Below are 21,944 nucleotides of genomic sequence, written 5' to 3'. Positions count from 1 at the left end.
TAGGGTGGGGAGTCAGTCATCGACCGACTGGAGCCACGTCTGATGAGCGATCCCGTCCCGCACACCGACGTCGTGGACGAGCCGGGCGCCGCGCTCGGTCGCGTCTATCAGCGGCAGACGGCCGTGGAGGACGACCGCGCCACCCCGGCGCAGCGGCCGGATCCGGCCCGGCTCGCGGCCCGGGCTCACGAGGTGGCGGCGACGCGGCTGCCGGGTGAGCCGATCGTGCGGGTGTCGGGTGAGCCGGGGGGCACGTCGGTCGACATCGTCACCGACGACATGCCGTACCTGGTGGAGTCGGTGCTCGCCGCGGTGCGGCACGCGGGCGGGGAACCGGCGCGGGTGGTGCACCCGGTCGTCGTCGTGCGCCGTGACGACGCGGGCGTGCTGCGGGAGGTGTTCGACGAGGCGGACCCGGACCGCCCGCCGTCGGTGGCGCTGGTCGAGTCGTGGATGCATCTCGACCTCGCGGCGCCGGTCGACGCGGGCGCGCTGCGCGGCGAGGTCGAGCAGGCGTTGCGCGACGTGCGTGACGTCGTCGACGACGGTCCGCGGATCGCGGAGCGGGCGCGGCAGGTGGCGGACGGGCTGGCGGCGTCGGCACCCGGGTCGCGGACCCCGGGGAACACGTCGGGGAACACGGCGGACGTCGCGGACCTGATGCGCTGGCTCGTCGACGGGCATTTCACGTTCCTCGGGTACCGCCGCCACGTCGTGAGCGGGGACGGTACGTCGCACCCGGATCCCACGTCGGCGCTCGGTGTGCTGCGTGGCCTGCCGCCGGCGGGCGACGGGTTCGCCTGGGCGGAGGCCGCGAAGGCGCCGGAGGAGCTCGTCATCACGCGGGCCGAGATCCCGAGCCGGGTGCTGCGTCCGGAGCACCCCTGCTACGTCGGGGTGCGCACGTTCGACGCGGATGGTCGTGTCGTCGGCGAGCACCGGTTCGTCGGCATGCTGACGGTCTCGGCGATCCACGAGGACGTCCTCGACATCCCCGTGGTGGAGCGGCGGGTGCGCCGGGCGATCTACCTGGCCGGTTTCCCGATCGCGTCGTACTCGGGCCAGCGGATGCTCGAGGTGATCTCCGGCCTGCCGCGTGAGGAGCTGTTCAGCACGACGGAGAAGGCGTTGTGCGACATCGCGCTCGGGGTGCTGAAGGTCGCGGGCAAGCGCGGTGTCCGGGTGTTCCTGCGGCCGGATCCGTACGGCCGGTTCGTGTCGTGCCTGGTGTACGTGCCGCGCGACCGCTACACGACGGCGGCGCGGCTCGCGATGGCCGCGGTGCTGCAGGAGCGGCTCGCGGGCACGGACGTCGACTACACGGCGCGGGTGAGTGAGGCGAGCCTCGCGCTGGTGCAGTTCACGGTGCACTGCGATCCGACGGTGGCGCCGCGGGAGCTGCCCGACCCGGTGGTGCTGGCCGACGAGCTGGCCGAGGCGATCCGCACGTGGGACGACCGGCTGGTCGCGACGTTGGGTGCGCTCGCGGCGCCGGAGCTGTTGGCGGGGATCCCGGAGTCGTACAAGGCGTCGGTCGATCCGGCGCAGGCGGTGGAGGACCTGCGTCGGGTGCTGGCGCTGGAGCCGGGTGGCTTCGCGGTGCGCCTCTACGCCAACGGGGAGGGTGCGAAGCGGTTCACGCTGTATCTGGCCGACGCGCCGGTGACGTTGACGGCGGTACTGCCGGTGTTGCAACAGCTGGGCGTCGAGGTGCTCGACGAGCGGCCCGCCGAGTTCGTGCACCCCGACGGGCACCGCTGCTGGGTGTACGACTTCGGGCTGGCGCTCGCGGGGACGCGCTGGCCCGCCGACGACGGGGGCGCGTTCTGCGCGGCGTTCTCGGCGGCCTGGCGTGGCGACGCCGAGACCGACCGGTTCAGCTCGCTGGTCCTGGGCGCGGGGCTGCACTGGCGCGAGGTGGCGCTGCTGCGCGCCTACGGCCGCTACTCGCGTCAGCTCGGCAGCCTGTTCGGGCAGAACTACCTGGCCGACGTGCTGTGCGCCCACCCCGAGGTGGCGCGCGGGCTGGTGGCGCTGTTCCGGGCCCGGTTCGACCCGGCGCCCGACGGCGACGCCCGCGCCGCGGCGACCGACGAGGCGTTGCGGCACGTGACCGCGCTGATCGACGAGGTCGCGGGTCTCGACGCCGACCGCATCCTGCGCAGCTACCTGGGCATGATCACGGCGACGTTGCGCACCAACTGGTTCCGTGACCGCCCGTTCTTCTCGTTCAAGATCGATCCGACGTCGGTGCCGGAGATGCCCCGCCCGCGGCCGCGGTTCGAGATCTTCGTGTACTCACCGCGGGTCGAGGGCGTGCACCTGCGGTTCGGGTCTGTCGCGCGCGGCGGGCTGCGCTGGTCGGACCGCCCGCAGGACTACCGCACCGAGATCCTCGGCCTGGTGAAGGCGCAGGCGGTCAAGAACGCCGTGATCGTGCCGGTGGGGGCGAAGGGCGGGTTCGTCGTCAAGGCGGCGCAGCCCGGGCCCGACGAGGTGGAGGCCTGCTACCGGATCTTCATCTCGGCGCTGCTCGACGTCACCGACAACCTGGTCGGCGGCGCGACCGTGCCGCCGCCGGACGTGGTGCGCCACGACGGCGACGACTCCTACCTGGTCGTCGCGGCCGACAAGGGCACGGCCCGGTTCTCCGACGTCGCCAACGACGTCGCCGCGAGCTACGGCTTCTGGCTGGGCGACGCGTTCGCCTCCGGCGGGTCCGTCGGCTACGACCACAAGGCCATGGGCATCACAGCGCGCGGCGCGTGGGAGTCGGTGAAGCGGCACTTCGCGGAGCTGGGCGTCGACACCCAGTCGCAGCACTTCACCGTCGCAGGCATCGGTGACATGTCCGGCGACGTGTTCGGCAACGGGATGCTGCTGTCCGAGCACATCCGGCTGGTCGCGGCGTTCGACCACCGGCACGTGTTCGTCGACCCCGACCCGGACGCCGCGCGGGGCATCGCGGAACGGCGGCGGCTGTTCGCGCTGCCACGCTCGTCGTGGGACGACTACGACCGGGCCGCCATCTCGGCCGGTGGCGGGGTGTGGCCGCGGACGGCGAAGTCGGTGCCGGTCGGGCCGGAGATGCGGGCCGCGCTGGGGCTGCCCGACGACGTCGTCACGCTGAGCCCGCCCGAGCTGATCCGCGCGATCCTGCTCGCGCCCGTCGACCTGCTGTGGAACGGCGGCATCGGCACCTACGTCAAGGCCAGCGCCGAGACCCACCCCGACGCCGGGGACAAGGCCAACGACGCCGTCCGCGTCGACGGCCGGGAGCTGCGCGTCAAGGTCGTCGGCGAGGGCGGCAACCTGGGGCTCACCCAGCGCGGCCGCATCGAGTTCGCCCGCGCGGGCGGCCGGCTCAACACCGACGCGATCGACAACTCCGCGGGCGTCGACTGCTCCGACCACGAGGTCAACATCAAGATCCTGCTCGACGGGCTCGTCGCCGCCGGGGAGCTCGACCGGCCGGCACGCGACGCGCTGCTCGCGGAGATGACCGACGAGGTCGCCGAACTGGTCCTCGACGACAACCGCGACCAGAACGGCGTGCTCGGCGTCGGGCGCTCGCACGCCGCGGCGATGGCCAACGTGCACCGGCGCATGGTCACCGACCTGGCCGAGCGCGCGGGGCTCGACCGGCACATCGAGGTCCTCCCCGACGACGACACGTTCGCCTCCCTGGAGGACGCCGGTGTCGGCCTCAGCAGCCCGGAGCTGTCGACGCTGCTCGCCCACACCAAGCTCGACCTCACCCAGCGGCTGCTCGGCACCGAGCTGCCCGACGTCCCCGCCTTCGCGGGGCGGCTGCCCGGCTACTTCCCCGGACCCCTGCGCGTCCGTCATCCCCGACCCATTGCCGCGCACCCGCTGCGCCGCGAGATCGTCGCGACGATGCTGGTCAACGAGATGGTCGACGGCGGCGGCACGTCGTACGCGTTCCGGCTGGCCGAGGAACTGTCGGCAGGTGTCGACGAGGCCGTGCGCGCCTACGCCGTCTCCACCGCCGTGTTCGGGCTGCCCGAACTGTGGACGCAGGCCCGCGCCGCCGACATGCCCGTCGCGCTGGCCGACCGGATCGTCCTGGAGTCGCGGCGGCTGCTCGACCGGGCGTCACGTTGGTTCCTCACCAACCGCCCGCAGCCGCTCGCCGTCGGCGCCGAGACCGCGCGGTTCGCCGAGACCGTCCGCGAACTGTCCGGCCGTGTCGGTGCGCTGCTGTGCGGGCCCGAGGCCGCCGCCGCCGTCACCGCGGCCGACGCGCTCGTCGCCGACGGCGTCCCGCACGACCTGGCACGACGATCCGCCGAGCTGATGTACACGTTCGGGCTGCTCGACGTCGTCGACCTCACCGAGCTGTCCGAGCGCGACCGCGAACCGCGCGATCCCGTCGAGGTCGCGACGCTGTACTACGCGATGTCGGCGCACCTCGGCGTCGACCTGGCGCTCACCTCGGTCACCGCGCTCGAACGCGGCGACCGCTGGCACGGGCTCGCTCGGCTCGCGCTGCGCGACGACCTCTACGCGTCGCTGCGCGCCGTCACCCTCGACCTGCTCCGCGAGGCCCCGCCCGGCACCCCCGCCGACGAGGCGATCGCGTTGTGGGAGAAGGCCAACGCGTCGAGGCTCGTGCGGGCGCGGGCGGCGCTCGAGGAGATCGGCGGCAAGGCGGGGGCCGGTGCGCGGCTCGACCTCGCCACGCTGTCGGTGGTGGTGCGCCAGCTGCGCGGACTCGCCCGCTGACCGCGTCGGCCCACCTGAGAAGGTGTGCGACGTGGCTCGTTTCGTCGCTCACGTCCCGCTGCGCTGGACCGACCAGGACGCCTACCGGCACGTCAACCACGCCCGCGCGGTGACACTGCTCGAGGAGGCCCGCATCGAGCTCGTCTTCGAACGGGCCCGCACGTCCGGTGCGGGGTCGTTCTCCACCGGGCTGCTCGTCGCCGGGCTGGAGGTCGAGTACAAGCGCCAGATCCCCTATCGGGCGGCGCCGTTGCGCGTCGCCATGTGGGTACGCGACGTGCGGGCCGCGTCGTTCACCATCGGCTACGAGATGCACGACGGGCCCGACGACACCGACCCCGTCGCCGTCACCGCGCGCACCCACATGGCGCTGTTCGACCTCGAGGCCGCCCGGCCGCGACGGCTCACGGCTGAGGAACGCGCGTTCCTCGGGGAGTGGGGGGAATCGTGAGCGAGCGACTGCGAGCGAACCATCGACACGGCGTGTGCGCGCAGCACCGACCGAGCCTCAGCGAGGGAGTGCGATGAGTGCACTGAGCCTGGCCGACCCGTCGGAGCGGGACGACCTGGGCGCGTTCACCGCGCGCGTCGTCCGCCTCGAACAGACGGCGCTGGTGCGGCTGCACAGCCGCGGCGACAAGCTGACCGCCTGGGCCGCGACGCCCTTCGACGTCCTCGCCACCCGCTCGGTCCGTGGCACCTGCGAGCCCGCGGAGCTGACGGTCCCGGCGCAGTCGCTGCTCACCTCGCTCGCCGTGGAGCGCGGTGAGACCGTCGACCTCGGGCCGGGGATGGGTCTGTGGGACGGGGAGGTCCCGCCTGCCGACGGCTGGGCGCTGGTCGACGACGTGCCCGCCGCCGAGCTGGAGAAGCTCACCGAACGCGGCCTCGCCCTGGCCCGGGAGCACGCCGGGCCCCTGGGCCCGCCGGCATCCCTGCTCGACCAGACGGTGCTGACCGTCGACAACGGCTCCGGCCCGCCGGTGCGGATCCCGATGCGGTGCCTGTTCGCGTTGTCGGGCATGGGATTCCTGGGCGGCGCCGACACGGGCGCGGAGTCCGGTACCGACGGCGTCCCGGTCGTGCGGGTCTCGGCCACCGGCTCGTGGCTGCGCATCGACGCCCGCTTCGGCGCCGTCGTCCGCCGCCGCGTGACGGCCCTGCCGCTGTTCGCGAGCTGACCGGGGCCCGCGCCTCTTTCGTGCAATTTCCGGAGGCACCCCCCAGCGGCACTTCCGGGGCGCCCCGCCGGGTCGTGAGTGGCGATAGTCGCTATAGCGACTATCGCCACTCACAGGGCTATGCGAGCCAGGCGGCGGTGTCCGGGGGGAGCTGGCCGTCCTCGGTCAGGGGGCCGCTGGTGACCAGGACGTCGCCGGGGGGCAGGGGGACGGGCGCGTCGGAGGTGTTGAGGGCGCAGGCCAGAGTGGTGCCGCTGCGCCGGAAGGCCAGGCAGCCGTCGGGGGCGCCGTACCACTCGACGCGGGTGCGCCGGTCGTCGTCGGCGACGAAGCCCGGGTGCGTGTGCCGCAGCTCCAGGGCGTGCCGGAACATCGACAGCGTCGAGCCCGTGTCCTCCAGCTGCTCGGCGGCGGTCAGGGCGTCCCAGCCGGCGGGCATGGGCAGCCACGGCTCGCCGGAACTGAAGCCGTAGGCGGGCCCGCCGCCCTCCCAGGGCACGGGGATGCGGCAGCTGTCGCGGCCGCGTTCGGTGTGCCCGGAGCGTTCCCAGACGGGGTCCTGCAGCGCCTCGTCGGGGACCTCGACGTCGGGCATCCCGAGCTCTTCGCCGTTGTAGACGTACACCGACCCGGGCAGTGCGAGCATCACCAACGCCATGGCGCGGGCCCGGGCGAGGCCGACGGCGCCGCCGCCGTAGCGGGTGACGGGCCGGGACACGTCGTGGTTGGAGAGCGTCCAGGTGGGGCGGGAGCCGACGGCGTCGACGGCGGCGATGGAGTGCTCGACGGCCTCGCGGACGGCGGCGGCGTCGAAAGGGGTCTGCAGGAGCCGGAAGTTGAAGGCCTGGTGCAGCTCGTCGGGGCGGACGTAGCGGGCGAAGCGCTCGTCGTCGCGCACCCAGATCTCGCCGACGGCCATCCGGCCGGGGTAGTGGTCGAGGACGGCGCGGACCATCCGGTGGACGTCGTGGACGCCGTCCTGGTCGAAGCGGAGGTCGCCGTCGGTGTTGGCGAGCAGCTCGGTGCGGGCCTGCGGGTCGTCGGGGAGGCCGTCGGGTTTGGCCATGCCGTGGGCGACGTCGATGCGGAAGCCGTCGACGCCGCGGTCGGACCAGAAGCGGAGGGTCTTCTCGAGGTCGGCCCACACCTCGGGGTTGGTCCAGTTGAGGTCGGCCTGCTCGGGGGCGAAGAGGTGCAGGTACCACTCGCCGTCGGCCACTCGTTCCCAGGCGGGGCCGCCGAAGATGCTGCGCCAGTTGTTGGGGGGTTCGTCGCCGTCGGTTCCGCGACCCGGGCGGAAGTGGTACCGGGCGCGTTCGGGGCTGCCGGGGGCGGAGTCGAGCGCGGCGCGGAACCACTCGTGCTCGGTGGAGGTGTGGTTGGGCACGAGGTCGACGATGATCTTCAGCCCGTGCCGGTGGGCGTCCTCGACGAGCGCGTCGAAGGCGGCGAGGTCACCGAAGACGGGGTCGACGTCACGCGGGTCGGCGACGTCGTAGCCGTGGTCGGCCATCGGGGAGCGGTAGAACGGCGTCAGCCACAACGCGTCGACGCCCAGCAACTCCAGGTAACCGAGCCGGCTGCGGACGCCGCCCAGATCGCCCACGCCGTCGCCGTCGGAGTCGGCGAAGCTGCGGACGTAGACCTGGTAGACCACCGCATCACGCCACCACTGCACCCGCACATCCTGCCATCCGCGACCGACGCGGAGCGTGACGAAACCGGTCTCGGACGGGTGATGAACGCCGCGCGGACCTCAGAAGTCGGCGTTGACCATGCTCGCAGCCGCGTATGTGATGTAGGCCCAGAACTGCTCACGGTGCGCCTCGTCCATGTCCGACTCGTCGACGGCGACGCGCATGCACCGCAGCCAGGCGTCGCGCTGGAGCGGGCCGATCCGGAACGGTGCGTGCCGCATCCGCAACCGCGGGTGACCGCGCTGGTCGGAGTAGGTGCGGGGGCCGCCCCAGTACTGTTCGAGGAACATCCGGAAACGCACCTCGGCGGGACCGAGGTCCTCCTCCGGGTACATCGCGCGCAGCATCTCGTCCTCGGCCACCTGCTCGTAGAAGCGCGCGACGATCGTGCGGATCGTGTCGGGCCCGACCTCGGCGTAGAAGTTCTGCGGGGTGCTCACGTCACCACTATCCCTTGTCACGGACGGTCAGGTCGTGCCGCCGGTCGGTGGCAGCACGGGCTTGCCGTCGACGAGTGGCGACGGGAACAGGACGGGGCGCGGGATGTGCTCCTCGTCGAGCGCGTCGGTGATGGCGGCGTTGAGCGCGCGCTGCACGACGAACTGCCGTCCGGGGCTGACCTTCGCGGTGAGCCGCAACGTGACGCCCTCGGCGGTCACCTTGTCGACGCCGAGCACCTGGACCGGTTCGAGGACGTCGCCGGAGATGTCGTCGGCGGCGAGGCGTTCGGTGGCGACGCGGGTGACGAGCTCGGTCACCTCCGCGGTGTCGACGGTGTGCGCGAGCGGCAGGTCGACGACGGCGACGGCGTAGCCCTGGGTCATGTTGCCGACGCGGACGATCTCGCCGTTGCGGACGTACCAGAGCGTGCCCTTGATGTCGCGGATCGTCGTGATGCGCAGCCCGACGGTCTCGACGGTGCCGACGGCGTCCCCGACGTCGACGACGTCGCCCACCCCGTACTGGTCCTCGAGGAGCATGAACATGCCGGACAGGAAGTCGCGGACGAGGTTCTGGGCGCCGAAGCCGACGGCGACGCCGACGATGCCGGCGGAGGCGAGGATCGGGCCGAGGTTCACCCCGAACTCGGCGAGGATCATGATCGCGGCGATCAGCAGGATGACGGCCGAGCTGATCGAGCGCAGCACCGAGCCGATGGTCTTGGCCCGCTGGGAGCGGCGGGCGGTGACGGCTTCGACGGAGCCGTTGCGCAGCCGGTTGGGGGTGCGCCGCACGATGGCCCGGGAGACGCGGGTGTCGGCGGCGTTCTCGATGAGCCGGCGGATGGCGCGGTGCAGCAGCCAGCGCGTCAGCAGCGCGACGACGATGATCAGGACGATCGCGGACGTCTTGGAGACGATGGCGTTGGCCGACTCGGCGAGGAAGTCGCTGTGTGTCCACTCGTAGAAGCGGGCGCACCAGGTGCCGGGTTCGGCGGCGCAGACGGGCTGGTCGGGCAGCAGGCCCTGCAGGGGATCGGTCACGTCAGCTCCAGTCCGGTGTGGGCGGCGAGGAACGCGAGCTGGTCGACGGAGAGTGCGACGGTGCGCGAGACGGACCGGCCGGCGTGGCCGACGTCGGTCTCGCGACGGATGAGCACCGGCCGGGTGCCGGGGTCGCCCGCGGTGGCGTGCTGGAGGGCGGCGCACATCTTGCGGGCGTGCAGCGGGTCGACGCGGGTGTCGGACTCGAAGACGGTGAACAGCACCGCCGGGTAGGTGCTGCCGGTGTGGACGTGGTGGTACGGCGAGTAGGACAGCAGCCAGCCGAGCTCGACCGCGTCGTCGGCGGTGCCGTACTCGTCGTTCCAGGTGCGGCCGAGGGAGAAGTTCTCGTAGCGGACCATGTCGAGCAGCGGCGCCGAGCAGACGACGGCCCGGTAGAGGTCGGGGCGTTGGGTGAGGGCGGCGCCGACGAGCAGGCCGCCGTTGGAGCCGCCCATGATCGCCAGCTGCGACGGGCTGGTGACGCCGTCGGCGACGAGGCGTTCGCAGGCGGAGTGCAGGTCGTCGAACACGTTCTGTTTGTGGGCGCGGTTGCCGGCGAGGTGCCAGGCCTCGCCCTCCTCGCCGCCGCCGCGCAGCGACACGAGCGCGTACACGCCGCCGGCCTCGACCCACGTCAGGGCGGTCGGGGTGTAGGCGGGTTCGCGGGTGATGCCGAACCCGCCGTACCCGGTGACCAGCGCGGGCACCGGCCCGGTGGGTGCGGTGGCGGGGCGGATGACGAACATGCGGACGGTCGTGCCGTCGGCGGAGGTGAACTCGACCTGCTCGGTGTGCACGTCGGGGACGTCGACGGCGCCGGGCGCGGCCTCGGCCAGCACGGTCTCGCCGGTGGCCCGGTCGTAGCGCTGCACCTGGTAGGGGGTGACGAGGTCGGTCCAGCCAAGCCAGAGCCGGCCGTGCTCGGCGGGGGTGTCGCGGTCGGCGACGGTGACCCCGGCGACGGACCCGGTGCCCGGCAACGGGACGGTCGCGCGTGGGGTGCCGTCGAGGGCGTGCAGGGCCAGCTCGGTGACCGCGTGCCGGGCGCGGACGAGCACGAGCAGCGGCTCGTCCGCGCTGCCCGCTGAGGGTTCGAGGCGGCGCACCCCCTCCAGGACGGACTCCGGGTCCTCGGCGACGAGCTCGCGCCAGTGCTCGCGCTGCGGCCGCTCGGGCTCGGTGACGCACAGCCGCCAGCGGGGGGCGTCGTCGGTCGTCAGCACGTAGAGCAGGCCGTCGCGTTCGACCCACGCTGCGGCCTGCACGTCGTCGGACTGGGTGAGGACCGGGACGAGCTCTCCCACGGACTCACCCAGCGACGCGATCCACACGCTGTCCCGACGCGCGGTCCCGACGTTGGCGCTGACGACGAGCCAGCGCCCGTCGCGCGACACCCGCACGCCGTAGTAGTTGTGGCCCTCGTAGAGGCCGGGGCCCTCGATCAGCACGTCCTTCGACGTGTCGGCGCCGATGCGGTGGCGCCAGATGCGCCGGTGCAGGTTCTCCTCGCCCGCGGGCACCTCGTCGTCGGCGACCTTGCGGACGAAGATCAGCTCCTCGCCGCCCGGCAGCCACGCGACGTCGGCGTAGCGGCAGCGGTCGATGGGCTCCTCGACGAGCTCCCCGGTCGCGACGTCCATGACGTGCAGCACCGAGTTCTCGTCGCCACCGCGTGAGACCTGGTAGGCGAGCCGACGGCCCTCCAGGTCGGGCACCCACGAGTCGAGCGTGGTGAGGCCGTCGGGGTCGAGGACCATCGGATCGAGCAGGACGCGTTCGACGACGCCGCCGTCGGGTCCCGGCTCGCGGACGAGGACGACGGCGTGCTCCTGCCCGGGCGTGCGCCGCACCAGGAACGCGCGGCCGGCCCGCCACAGCGGCGCCGACACCGAGCCCGCGTCGAGGAGCCCGCGCAGGCGTGCGGCGAGCCGGTCGCGGCCCGGCAGGGCGGTCAGCCGGGCGGCGGTGAGCTCGTCCTGCGCGACCGACCAGGCGACGGTCCGCGCGTCGGCGGGGTCCTCCAGCCAGCGGTACGGGTCGGGGATGTCGTAGCCGTGCAGGTGGTCGACGAGGTCGAGGCGCTCCGCGGGGGGATAGGGGGAGTTCGCACTGCTCACGCGGGTCGAGGTTACGGGAGTGCCCTGGGCGCCTCGGCACCCGTCGTGAGCAGCGGGGACCGGCTCCGCCGGGTTCGACAGGAGGCTGCCCGGGACGCCGCCGGGAGCACTCCCACGTCGAACGCGACGAGGCGGTGGCGGTCAGCGCGCCGTGACGTGGTCCGGGGTCGCGGGCGTGCCGGGGATCAGGTCGGGCGCGGGCTCGGCCTCGCCGAACACGGTGCGCACCGGCAGGACCCCGGCCCAGTAGGCGGGGTCCGCGATGTCGGCGTCGTCGTCGCCGGGAGGGCCGGTGCGCACCTTCACGCTGGCCTCGGCGAGGTCGAGGGCGAGGACGGTCGTGGCGGCCAGCTCCTTGCGGTTCGGCTGCCGTGCGTGGGCCCACGACCCGGGTGCCAGGTTCTCCACGAGCGCGTGCAGCCCGTCGAGACGCTCCTGGTCGTCGGTGACCAGCCGCGCGGTCCCGTGGACGACGGCGCTGCGGTAGTTCATGGAGAAGTGGAACACCGAGCGCGCGTAGACGACGCCGTCGACGTGGGTGACCGTCACGCACACCGGCATACCGGTCGCGGCGGCCCGCAGCGTCGATGCGCCGGTGGATCCGTGCAGGTAGAGGGTGTCGTCGACGCGCCCGTACCCGGTCGGGAGGACGACGGGTGCGCCGTCGAGCACGATCCCGAGGTGGCAGACGATCCCGGCGTCGAGGACGTCGTAGAGGTCGGCGCGGTCGGTGCGGCCGCGCTCGGCGAGCCGGCCGAGGGAGCTGCGGGGTGTCGAGGACAGCGGTGTGGTGGGTTGCGCGCTCACGTCGCCAGCCCGCCCGCAGGGTTGTGAGCGGCGATAGTCGTTATCGCGACTATCGCCGCTCACAGGTGGGTCAGCGCTTCGTCGAGGGACACGACGTCGGCGTACTTGGCGTCGAGGTCGGCGAGGTTGGACTCGTGCAGCCCGGCCGACCGGTCGGCGCACGCCTCGCGCACCACCATCGGACGGAACCCGGCCGACAGCGCGTCGGTCGCCGAGGTGCGCACGCACCCCGACGTCGACACCCCGCACACGACGAGCGTGTCGATCCCCGCCGTCACCAGCCGCGGCGCCAGCGAGGTCCCGAGGAACGCCGACGCGTACTGCTTCACGACGAGCGTCTCCTCCGGCGCCGGGGCCAGCGGCGGCGCGATCTCGCCCCAGCCACCCGCCGCGCCCTCGGCGAACACCGCCAGCGCGGGGACCTTGCGGACGAACAGGCCGGCGTCGGCGAGGTCACGGGCGTAGCGCACCACCGTCCAGACGACGGGATGGCCGGACTCGCGGGCGGCGTCGACCAGCGACGCGCACGCCGTCAGCGCCGGTCCGGGCTCCGGGAGCGCGAACGGCCCGTCCGGTTCGGTGTAGGCGCGCACCATGTCGACGACGAGCAGCGCCGGTCGCGACCCCCAGCCCAGCCTGCCGGTGAAGGGCCCGCCGTGCGGTCCGACGGTCATCCTCCGCACGGTAGATCGCACGGGACCGGAGCGCGACGTACGTTCGGGGGAGCGACCGAGGGGGCAGACATGACCGACTTCGATTCCACGCCCGGAGGACGGCTGCGCGCGCTGCTCGCCGCCGCGCCCACGGCCGGGCCGGTGCTCGCGCCCGGTGCCTACGACGCGCTGACCGCCCGGCTCGTGTGGCAGGCCGGGTTCGACGTCGTCTACATGACGGGGTTCGGCACGTCGGCATCGCTGATCGGGCGCCCCGACATCGGGCTGCTCACCGGCACCGAGATGGCCGACAATGCCCGGCGCATCGCCGCCGCCGTCGACGTCCCCGTGATCGCCGACGCCGACACCGGCTACGGCAACGCGCTCAACGTCGCGCGGACCGTGCGCGTCTACGAGCAGGCCGGCATCGCGGGCATCCAGCTCGAGGACCAGGTGACGCCGAAACGTTGCGGGCACATGAGCGGCAAGCAGGTCGTGCCGCTGCCGGAGATGCTCGGCAAGATCCGCGCGGCCACCGACGCGCGGCGCGACCCGTCGACGGTGATCGTCGCCCGCACCGACGTCGCCGCCGTCGACGGGGTGGACGTCGCGATCGAGCGCGCCCACGCGTTCCGGGAGGCCGGGGCGGACGTGCTGTTCGTCGAGGCACCGACGTCGGATGCCGGCATCGAGAAGGTCGCGGGCGCGCTGGCGTCCACCGCGCCGCTGCTGTTCAACTGGGCCGAGGGCGGCCGGACGCCGCCGATGTCGCTGGCGCGCATGCGGGAGCTGGGGTTCGCGCTGGTGATCTACCCGATCGGCACGCTGCTGGCGACGACCACGGCCGTCCGCTCGCTGCTCGCCGGCCTCCGCGCCGACGGCGTCCCGTCGCTCGCCGGCCTCCCGACCTTCGACGAGTTCACCGACCTCATCGGGCTGCCCGAGGCGCGGGAGGACGAGCAGCGCTACGCCTGAGCCCGGTGGTCGCCGGGGCGTCGAGGAGGCCGTCCGTGCCGGAGGCGGTGACGTCGGTCGTGCGCGGGGGGCCCTACCCTCGTCACCCATGACTGACGGCAGGACCAGGGTCGCGGTGGTGTTCGGCGGCCGCAGTTCCGAACACACCATCTCGTGCGTGTCGGCGGGCAGCGTGCTCGCCCACCTCGACCGCACCCGGTTCGACGTGGTGCCCGTCGGCATCACCCCCGACGGCGCCTGGGTCCTCGGCACCGACGACCCCGCCCGGCTGCGCATCGACGGCCGGACCCTGCCCGAGGTCGACGCCCGCGGCGCCGCGCTCGCCCTGCCCGGCGACCCCACCCGGGGCGGCCTCGTCCGCCTCGACCCCGGCCGCGCCGGTGAGGTCTTCTCCGGCGTCGACGTCGTGTTCCCCGTCCTCCACGGACCGTTCGGCGAGGACGGCACCGTCCAGGGCCTGCTGGAGATGGCCGGGCTGCCCTACGTCGGCTCCGGTGTGCTGGCCAGCGCGGCCGGCATGGACAAGGAGTTCACCAAGAAGCTCCTCGCGGCCGAGGGGCTCGACGTCGGGACGCTCGTCGTCCTGCGGCCCGGTGTGTCGTCGCTGTCCCAGGCCGAGAGGGAGCGCCTCGGCCTGCCGGTCTTCGTGAAGCCCGCCCGCGCCGGGTCGTCGGTGGGCATCACGCGCGTCACCTCCTGGGACCAGCTCGACGCGGCCGTCGCGGTGGCCCGGTCGCACGACCCGAAGGTGCTGGTCGAGGCCGCGATCGTCGGCCGCGAGATCGAGTGCGGCGTCCTCGAACACCCCGACGGCACCCTGCGCGCCAGCCTGCCCGCCGAGATCCGGCTCGTGTCGTCGACGGCCGAGTTCTACGACTTCGACGCCAAGTACCTCGACGACGCCTGCGAGTTCGACGTCCCCGCCAAGCTCGACGACGACACCACCGAACGCCTGCGCACCGCCGCGATCGACGCCTTCCGCGCGCTGGACTGCCAGGGCCTGGCCCGTGTCGACTTCTTCGTCGACGACGACGGCGCCCCGATCGTCAACGAGGTCAACACCATGCCCGGGTTCACCCCGATCTCGATGTACCCGCGGATGTGGGCGGAGACGGGCGTCGACTACACGACCCTGCTGACGACGCTGGTGGAGACGGCGCTCGCGCGGGGCACGGGCCTGCGCTGAACCGTCGCGTCCGGGTCGCGCGCCCGAGCCGCCGTGCACCGAGTTCGACCTGAGACTGGCACTGACCATGATCGAACCAGTCTGGTGTCGCGCTCGGCGGGGTTCTCCGGCGTAGGCCTAGCGGACGGCGATCGGCGCGGCAGGCAGCGTCGCGGTGATCGCGTCAGAGACCGCCTGCAACGGCCCGCTGCCGACGGTCGCGGGTGTCGTCACCGCGATGTAGGTACCGCGGTCGACCGCGACCCAGCTCGACTGCACCGGGTCCGGGACGTCGTCGGGCAGCTGCAACCAGCTCACCCCGTTGACGACGACCAGCGCCGACGTCGGCGTCAGCTCCGCCGGGCGCGGCAACCCGCACCGCAGGACCACCGGCCGCGACGGCGCCGCCCACGCCCGGACCCCGGCCGGCGCCGGATCGGCGAGGGCACGGGTGGGTAGGCCGGCGTCGCCACCCGGCAGCGTCGCGGGCAGCGCCGCCAGCAGCGCGGTGCAGGCCGGCCCGGACGCGTCGGGGGCGTCGACGGGCGCGGCGGCCAACGGCCGGGTGTCGGGCGGGCCGGGATCCGGTGCGGACGGATCGGCGGCGTTGCGGTTGACCAGCGACAGCACCGCGACCGTCACCGCGAGCACGAGCGGCAGCGCGATGGCGACCAGGACGGCGGCCGAGGGCCGCGTCCGCACAGGTCCACCGGGCTGCGCCACGTGCTCAGCCCAGCTTGACGACCGGGCAGGTCAGCGTTCGGGTGATGCCGTTGACGCCCTGCACCTTGGCCACGACCAGCTGGCCGAGCTCGTCGACGTCGCCGGCCTCGGCGCGGACGATCACGTCGTACGGGCCGGTGACGTCCTCGGCCGACACGACGCCGGCGATGTCGGCGATGGCACTCGCCACGGCGGCGGCCTTGCCGACCTCGGTCTGGACCAGGATGAAGGCCTGAACCACGGCGTACTCCTCTCGGGTGCGCGCTGCGGGGCAGCGCAGGGCGCGACAGGTCGTGTCGGGTAGGAAAGTCGGAAGGCAAACCGTACCGGAGGTGTCCGCGGTGCCCACATCGTCGGCCTCCCCGTCCGAGGGAACCGAGGCGATGAACACACTTGGCGACGTCGGCGAGTTCGGGCTGATAAAGCGCGTCACCGCCGACCGCGAGCAGCCCCCGACCACCCTGCTGGGCCCCGGCGACGACTCCGCGGTCGTCGCCGCGCCCGACGGGCGGGTCGTCGCCTGCACCGACGTCCTGGTCGAGGGCGTGCACTTCCGGCTCGACTGGTCGGCTCCTGACCAGGTGGGGCGCAAGGCAGCCGCCGCCAACCTGGCCGACATCGCCGCCATGGGCGCGGTGCCGACGGCGCTGCTCGTCGGGCTCGCCTGCCCGCGCGACACCCCCGTCGAGACGCTGGAGGGGCTGGCTGCGGGGCTGTGGGCGGAGGCGGCGTCGGCGGGTGCGGGGGTCGTCGGCGGGGACGTGGCGTCGGGGCCGGCGATCGTGCTGTCGGTGACCGCGCTGGGCTCGCTTCAGGGCCGGGTCCCGGTGACGCGCGCGGGCGCGCAGCCCGGTGACGTCGTCGCGCTGTGCGGGCGTATCGGCTGGGCCGCAGCGGGTCTCGACGTCCTGCACCGCGGCTTCCGCTCACCCGGCGCGGTCGTGAACGCCCACCGGGTGCCCGAGCCGCCCTACGCCGCCGGGCCGCAGGCCGCGCAGGCCGGCGCGACGTCGATGATCGACGTCTCCGACGGTCTGCTCGCCGACCTCGCCCACGTCGCCGAGGCCTCGGGCGTCACGATCGAGGTGTCGACGGCCGCGCTCGTCGTCCCGCCGCGGCTGGCCGAGGTGGCCTCCGCGCTGGGTGTCGACCCGCTGGGCTGGCTCCTGACGGGCGGCGAGGACCACGCGCTCGTCGCCACCTTCCCGCCGGGTGCGGTCCCGGAGGACTGGACGGTGATCGGCGGGGCGGCGGCCGGCGACGCGGTGGTCCTGGTCGACGGCGCGGTGCGGGACGGCGCCGCCGGCTGGGACCACTTCGCGACGTAACACCTGGTCAGGCTTTGTGAGCGGCAATAGTCGCCATAGCGACTATTGCCGCTCACAGGGGTTCACAGCGGGTCGACGCCGCGGATCGACGCGTCGACCAGCTGGACGGGGTGCAGCAGCGGGATGCCGGTGTCGAGGAATCGGCGGATCTGCAGCAGACAGCCCGCGTTGGCCGTGACGACGACGTCGGGGGTCACCGCCTCCAGGTGCTTCGCCTTGCGCCTGCCCAGCTCCTCGGCCGTCTCCGGCTCGACGAGGTTGTAGATGCCTGCCGAGCCGCAGCACAGCTCGGCCTCGGCGATGTCGTGCAGCTGCAGGTCGGGGATCGACCGCAGCACCGCGCGAGGCTGCGAGCGGATCTTCTGGGCGTTGGAGAGGTGGCAGGCGTCGTGGTAGGCGACGCGCGTCGAAATCGGGTGCCGCGGCGCCCGCGGGGTCAGCTCGGCGAGCAGCTCGGAGATGTCGCGGACCTTGGCGCTGAACGCCTTCGCCCGCTCCGCCCACGCCGGGTCGTCGGCGAGGAGGTCGGCGTACTCCTTGAGCGTCGACCCGCAGCCCGCGACGTTCGCGACGACGACGTCGAGCCGGTACCGCTCGAACATCTCGATCGTCGCCCGCGCCCGGGCCAGGCCCTCCTCCTCACGGCCGGCGTGCACCGACAGCGCGCCGCAGCACTGCCGGTCGCGGGGGACGAGCACGTCGCAGCCCTCGGCGGCGAGGACGCGGACGGTGGCGGCGTTGACGTCGCCGAAGAACACCCGTTGCGCGCACCCGGCGAGCAGCCCGACGCGCAGCCGCACCGGCCCCGACGGGCGGGTGCGTTCGGGGGTGCGGGTGAACAATGCCCGCACGGTGACGGGCGGCAGCAGCGACTCCAGCGCGCGCAGCCGGGCGGGCAGCCTGTCGATCAGGCCGAGCCGGTGCACGAGCGCGCGCAGGCCGGTGCGCTGGTAGACGATGCCGCCGAGCGCGGCGACGCGGAGCCGGCCCGGGTGCGGGAACAGCGCGAACACCAGGCCGCGGAACAGCGTGTCGGCGCGGGTGCGGGGCACGTTGCGCTCGACCTGCGGGCGCACCGACTCGATGAGCTTGTCGTACTGCACGCCCGACGGGCAGGCCGTCACGCACGCGAGGCAGCCGAGGCAGGAGTCGATGTGCTCGCCGAACGCCTCGTCGACGCCGATCTCGCCGCGCGCGGCCAGATCCATCATGTAGATGCGCCCGCGCGGCGACTCGGTCTCCAGCCCGGTGACGGCGTAGGTCGGGCAGGTGGGCAGGCAGAACCCGCAGTGGACGCATTCGTCGAGGACGTCGCGGCGCGGCGGGTGGTGGGCGTCGTAGGACGTGCTCACGCCGGGACTCCTTCGTGAAGGGGTGCGAGCCAGGAGGACAGGCGGCCGGCGCCGAAGCGGTCGGCGGGGTCGAAGCGCGCCTTGACCGCGCGCATCAGCGCGACCGCGGGCGGCGGCGGCCCCCACAGCGGGGTGTCGGGGGCCAGGCCGTCGCTGCGCAGCACCGACACCGACGACCCGGCGGCGGCGTGCGCGGCCGCGAGGACCGGTTCATGGTGTCCACCGGCCAGCGCGACGGTGTGCACCCCGACGCCGACGGAGCTGCCGCTCGTGAGCGTGACTCCCGCGGCGTCGGCAGCCGCACCGAGCGCGGCGAGGAACCCCGGCCCGTCCGACGGGAGCGTCCCGGCGCGCAGCACAGTCGCCCCCTCGGAGTGCGGGTCGGCGACGGCGGCGACCGCGGTCCAGGCGGCCTCCTCGTCGGCGCCGGCGAGGACGAGGGCGCCGGTGTTCGTCGCGAGGACGGCGTCGACGCGTTCGTGCACCCCGTCGGGGGTGCCCTCGATCCGGACCAGCAGGCCGGTGCCGGAGGTCCACTCCAGCGCGGCCGGCTCGGTGCCCGACGCGATCAGCTCCACACCAAGGCGGGCGGCGGCGGCCGCGTCGGCGGGCAGGGCGACCGTGGCCGTGGTGCGCGGCAACGGGTGCAGCCGCAGCACCACCTCCGCGACGACGCCCAGCGTGCCGAGCGAGCCGTGGAACAGCTTGGCCAGGTCGTAGCCGGCGACGTTCTTGATCACGTGCCCGCCCGCCTTCGCGACGGTCCCGTCGCCCAGGACGACGGTCACGCCGATGACGAGGTCGCGCAGCGTCCCGTACAGCTGGCGCAGCGGGCCGCCGTCGCCGCTGGCGAGCAGGCCGCCGACGGTCGCGCCCCGGCGGACCCGGGCGGCGTCGAAGGCCACGTGCTGGCCGTGTTCGCCCAGCTCGGCCTGCACGTCGGCGAGCGGGGTGCCCGCGCGGACGGAGACCGTCATGTCGGCCGGGGTCCAGTTGAGGACGCCCGACAAGGCACTGGTGTCGACGATCGCGTCGGCCGGGTCGGGCCGGCCACCCGTGGTGGCGGCGGTGCCCGCGGCGGTGACGAGCAGCCGCGGGTGCGAGGTCGCGGAACCGGCGACCGCGTCGCGCAGCTCCTCGACGGTCGTCGGCATGAAAGTGGTGGGGGGCATGCGTCAGATCCGCTCGATGATGCCCGCCGCCTCCAGCGGGTGGGCGCGATGGGGGCCGGGGCGGTCGCCGCAGAGCCGGGGCGTCGGCAGCAGCTTGCCCGGGTTGCAGATCTCGTCGGGGTCGAACGCCTTGCGCAGCAACGTCATCGTCGCCAGGTCGACGTCGGAGTACTGGCGCGGCATCGAGCAGGCCTTGTCGGTGCCGATGCCGTGCTCACCCGACAGCGAGCCGCCGAGGTCGACGCACAGCTCCGCGATCGCCGTCGACAGGTGCTCGGCGCGGTCGTGCTCACCGGCCTGCTCGCTGTAGAGGACGAGCGGGTGCAGGTTGCCGTCGCCGGCGTGGAAGACGTTGGCCACCCGCAGACCGGCCTCGTCGGCCATCTCCGAGATGCGGACCAGCGCCTCGGCGAGGCGGGTGCGGGGGACGACACCGTCCTGCACGAAGTAGTTCGGGCTGATCCGCCCGACCGCCGCGAACGCCGCCTTGCGCCCCTTCCACATCGCCGCGCGCGCCTCCGGGGTCGGCGCGATCACCAGCTTGGTGGTGCCGTTGTCCTTGCAGAGCTGTTCGATCTCGGCGAACTGCGTCGCCACCTCGGCGGGTGGGCCGTCGAGCTCGACGAGCAGCGCGGCCGCGGTGTCGAGGGAGTAGCCCGCCTGCACCGACGCCTCGACGGCCTCCAGCGCGAGCGCGTCCATCATCTCGACGGCCGCCGGCACGATGCCCGACGCGATCATCCCGGTCACGGTGTCGCCGGCTTGCTCGACCGAGGGGAAGTCGGCCACCAGGGTGCGCACCGCCGTCGGCGTGGCCAGCAGCTTCACGGTGATCCGCGTGACGATCCCGAGCGTGCCCTCGGAGCCGACGAACGCGCCCAGCAGGTCGTAGCCCGGCTGGTGCGGCGACGGCGCCCCGAGCGTCGTGACGGCGCCGTCTGGGAGGACGACCTGGACCTCGTGGATGTGGTGGACGGTGAACCCGTACTTGAGGCAGTGCGCCCCACCGGAGTTCTCGGCGACGTTCCCGCCGATCGTGCACACCTGCTGGCTCGACGGGTCGGGTGCGAAGTAGAGCCCGTACTCGGCGACGGCCTTGCTGACGTCGAGGTTCGTCACCCCGGGCTGGACGACCGCCCGCCGGTTCTCGACGTCGATCTCCAGGACCGAGCGCAGCTTCTGCAGCGAGATGACGACGCCCTCGGCCACGGGCAGCGACCCGCCCGACAGGCACGTCCCCGCGCCGCGGGCGACGAACGGCACCGTGTGGCGCGCGCAGATCGCCACTGCGGCCGCGACCTGCGCGGTGTCGGTGGGCAGCAGCACGAACTCGGGCACCACCCGGAACCCGGTCAGCCCGTCGCACTCGTAGGAGCGCAACGACACCGGGTCGTCGAGCACCGCGTCGGCCCCGATCGCCGCGACGAACTCGGCCCGGAGTGCGGAGTGCTCCATGCACCCTCCTCGTACACAACTGAGATACAAGTCGTGTGCGAACGTAGCCGCGTCGTGTGCCACGAACAAGGTGAGATCAGTCCGCTGTGAGCAAACCCGGGGTGTCGACGGCCAGCCCCAGCGCCATCACCGTCCCCGACAGATGCACGCGCACCGCGTCGAGCAACGCGTCCACGTCACCGTCACCGACCGCCACCGCGATCCGCGTGTGCTCCTCGACGATCGTCGCCGTCCGCCGCGGATCCCGCACCGCCGACTCCCCGATCATCCGCAACTGTCTGTCCCGCAACGACGAGTACACGTCGGCCAGGATCGGGTTCCCTGCCGCATCCACCAGCACCGTGTGGAACGCGCGGTCGGCGTCGAGGAAGCCGCGCAGGTCGTCGCCCGCCGCGCGCTGCCGGCCCAGCTGCACGTCCAGCGCCTCGACGATGCTCGCGCGCGCCGGATCGGGGGCACGGCACACCGAGCGGGCCGCGAACTGCTCGATCACCAGCCGCGCCTCCATCACCGCCCGGACCTCCTCCGGCGACACCGGCACCACCAGCGCACCCCGCTGCGGGTACAGCCGCAGCAGCCCCTCCGCCTCCAGCCGCAGGAACGCCTCCCGCACCGGCGTGCGCGACATCCCCAGCGCCGCCGCGACCTCGCCCTCGCTGATCAGGTCGCCGCCGCGGAAGCCGCCGGTCAGGATGCGGTCCTTCACGTGCTCCAACGCACGCGCCTTCGCGCCGCCACGCCGCGGCGCCGGATCCTTCGCTGCGGCGCCGACCGCCACGCCCACCACACTCCCGCGCTCAGAGGTGCCGCGGACCCTACCGCGACCGGCTCGGGTGCCCGGCGGGTCATGACCGCCGTCGACCGTGGAGCGCCGCCGCGCCCCTGCTGACCGCGCAGGTCCCGAACCTCGCGCGCAACCTCACCGCTGCCGTGACGCCTCCGGAGGACCGTCAGGTTGCGCGCGACCGACGGCGCGCAACCTGGCTGCTGTCAGCAGGCCGATTCACGACCGTGAGGTTGCGCGCGGGGTGTGGGCCCCCACGCGGCGCGATCCGCCGGGCGGTCGTGAGTGGCGATAGTCGCGAT

General features: G+C 73.6%; 18 protein-coding genes. 6 read left to right on the top strand and 12 right to left on the bottom strand.

The genetic code is table 11. The annotated features are described in order from the left end of the window. Positions 1-42 precede the first annotated feature (42 nt). From PSU4_RS24840 to PSU4_RS24830, 3 genes are all read left to right on the top strand, one after another. Positions 43-4,746 carry an NAD-glutamate dehydrogenase gene (locus tag PSU4_RS24840; protein ID WP_147113229.1) on the top strand — a complete coding sequence of 1,568 codons (4,704 nt, stop codon included), beginning with the start codon at positions 43-45 and terminating at the stop codon, positions 4,744-4,746. Between the two features lie 31 nt (positions 4,747-4,777). Next, on the top strand, positions 4,778-5,197 hold the full coding sequence (locus PSU4_RS24835) for an acyl-CoA thioesterase (protein WP_147113227.1): 420 nt from the start codon (positions 4,778-4,780) through the stop codon (positions 5,195-5,197). 73 nt (positions 5,198-5,270) lie between these two features. Then, the gene (locus tag PSU4_RS24830; RefSeq protein ID WP_147113225.1) at positions 5,271-5,927 is read left to right on the top strand and encodes a DUF8185 domain-containing protein; all 657 of its coding nucleotides are present in this window, start codon (positions 5,271-5,273) and stop codon (positions 5,925-5,927) included. 118 nt (positions 5,928-6,045) lie between these two features. On the opposite strand, the gene PSU4_RS24825 is transcribed toward PSU4_RS24830, so the two are convergent. From PSU4_RS24825 to PSU4_RS24800, 6 genes are all read right to left on the bottom strand, one after another. Beyond that, entirely contained in the window at positions 6,046-7,605 is a 1,560-nt protein-coding gene (locus tag PSU4_RS24825; RefSeq protein ID WP_147113223.1) for a glycoside hydrolase family 13 protein, read from the bottom strand. Positions 7,606-7,683: 78 nt separating this feature from the next. Beyond that, a complete protein-coding gene (locus PSU4_RS24820) occupies positions 7,684-8,064 on the bottom strand; it encodes a globin (protein ID WP_147113220.1) in 381 nt (126 codons plus the stop codon). A gap of 27 nt (positions 8,065-8,091) precedes the next feature. Continuing rightward, positions 8,092-9,108, bottom strand: a complete 1,017-nt coding sequence (locus tag PSU4_RS24815; RefSeq protein ID WP_246115320.1) for a mechanosensitive ion channel family protein — start codon at positions 9,106-9,108, stop codon at positions 8,092-8,094. Continuing rightward, positions 9,105-11,228: a prolyl oligopeptidase family serine peptidase gene (locus PSU4_RS24810; protein ID WP_147113218.1), complete on the bottom strand. Its 2,124-nt coding sequence runs from the start codon at positions 11,226-11,228 to the stop codon at positions 9,105-9,107. The genes PSU4_RS24815 and PSU4_RS24810 overlap by 4 nt, the downstream gene beginning before the upstream one ends. A gap of 141 nt (positions 11,229-11,369) precedes the next feature. Beyond that, positions 11,370-12,035, bottom strand: a complete 666-nt coding sequence (locus tag PSU4_RS24805; protein WP_147113217.1) for a pyridoxamine 5'-phosphate oxidase family protein — start codon at positions 12,033-12,035, stop codon at positions 11,370-11,372. Between the two features lie 59 nt (positions 12,036-12,094). Beyond that, entirely contained in the window at positions 12,095-12,709 is a 615-nt protein-coding gene (locus tag PSU4_RS24800) for an isochorismatase family protein (RefSeq protein WP_147113215.1), read from the bottom strand. Positions 12,710-12,778: 69 nt separating this feature from the next. On the opposite strand from PSU4_RS24800, the gene PSU4_RS24795 reads away from it, so the two are divergent. Then, the gene (locus PSU4_RS24795) at positions 12,779-13,663 is read left to right on the top strand and encodes an isocitrate lyase/PEP mutase family protein (RefSeq protein WP_147113213.1); all 885 of its coding nucleotides are present in this window, start codon (positions 12,779-12,781) and stop codon (positions 13,661-13,663) included. 88 nt (positions 13,664-13,751) lie between these two features. Continuing rightward, positions 13,752-14,849: a D-alanine--D-alanine ligase family protein gene (locus PSU4_RS24790; RefSeq protein WP_147113211.1), complete on the top strand. Its 1,098-nt coding sequence runs from the start codon at positions 13,752-13,754 to the stop codon at positions 14,847-14,849. Positions 14,850-14,966: 117 nt separating this feature from the next. Here PSU4_RS24790 and PSU4_RS24785 read toward each other — a convergent pair whose 3' ends face one another. Both PSU4_RS24785 and PSU4_RS24780 read right to left on the bottom strand, forming a co-directional pair. After that, complete coding sequence (locus tag PSU4_RS24785) at positions 14,967-15,530, bottom strand: DUF3515 domain-containing protein (RefSeq protein WP_147113209.1); 564 nt, start codon at positions 15,528-15,530, stop codon at positions 14,967-14,969. Positions 15,531-15,555: 25 nt separating this feature from the next. Beyond that, positions 15,556-15,792, bottom strand: coding sequence for an Lrp/AsnC ligand binding domain-containing protein (locus PSU4_RS24780; RefSeq protein WP_147113207.1), 237 nt, complete (start codon positions 15,790-15,792; stop codon positions 15,556-15,558). Between the two features lie 142 nt (positions 15,793-15,934). On the opposite strand from PSU4_RS24780, the gene PSU4_RS24775 reads away from it, so the two are divergent. Next, complete coding sequence (locus tag PSU4_RS24775; protein ID WP_147113205.1) at positions 15,935-16,879, top strand: thiamine-phosphate kinase; 945 nt, start codon at positions 15,935-15,937, stop codon at positions 16,877-16,879. Between the two features lie 62 nt (positions 16,880-16,941). On the opposite strand, the gene PSU4_RS24770 is transcribed toward PSU4_RS24775, so the two are convergent. The 4 genes from PSU4_RS24770 to PSU4_RS24755 form a co-directional block, all read right to left on the bottom strand. Next, entirely contained in the window at positions 16,942-18,231 is a 1,290-nt protein-coding gene (locus PSU4_RS24770) for a (Fe-S)-binding protein (RefSeq protein ID WP_147113202.1), read from the bottom strand. Then, entirely contained in the window at positions 18,228-19,403 is a 1,176-nt protein-coding gene (locus PSU4_RS24765) for an FAD-binding oxidoreductase (RefSeq protein ID WP_147113200.1), read from the bottom strand. Before PSU4_RS24765 ends, PSU4_RS24770 begins: the two co-directional genes overlap by 4 nt. Positions 19,404-19,406: 3 nt before the next feature. Beyond that, entirely contained in the window at positions 19,407-20,858 is a 1,452-nt protein-coding gene (locus PSU4_RS24760) for an FAD-binding oxidoreductase (RefSeq protein ID WP_147113197.1), read from the bottom strand. A 76-nt stretch (positions 20,859-20,934) separates the two neighbouring features. Continuing rightward, on the bottom strand, positions 20,935-21,636 hold the full coding sequence (locus tag PSU4_RS24755) for a GntR family transcriptional regulator (protein WP_147113195.1): 702 nt from the start codon (positions 21,634-21,636) through the stop codon (positions 20,935-20,937). Positions 21,637-21,944: the final 308 nt, after the last annotated feature.

Origin of the sequence: Pseudonocardia sulfidoxydans NBRC 16205 (assembly GCF_007989085.1) — a bacterium.
GTDB classification, from domain to species: Bacteria; Actinomycetota; Actinomycetes; order Mycobacteriales; family Pseudonocardiaceae; genus Pseudonocardia; species Pseudonocardia sulfidoxydans.
This window is presented reverse-complemented; position numbering and strand designations above follow the sequence as displayed.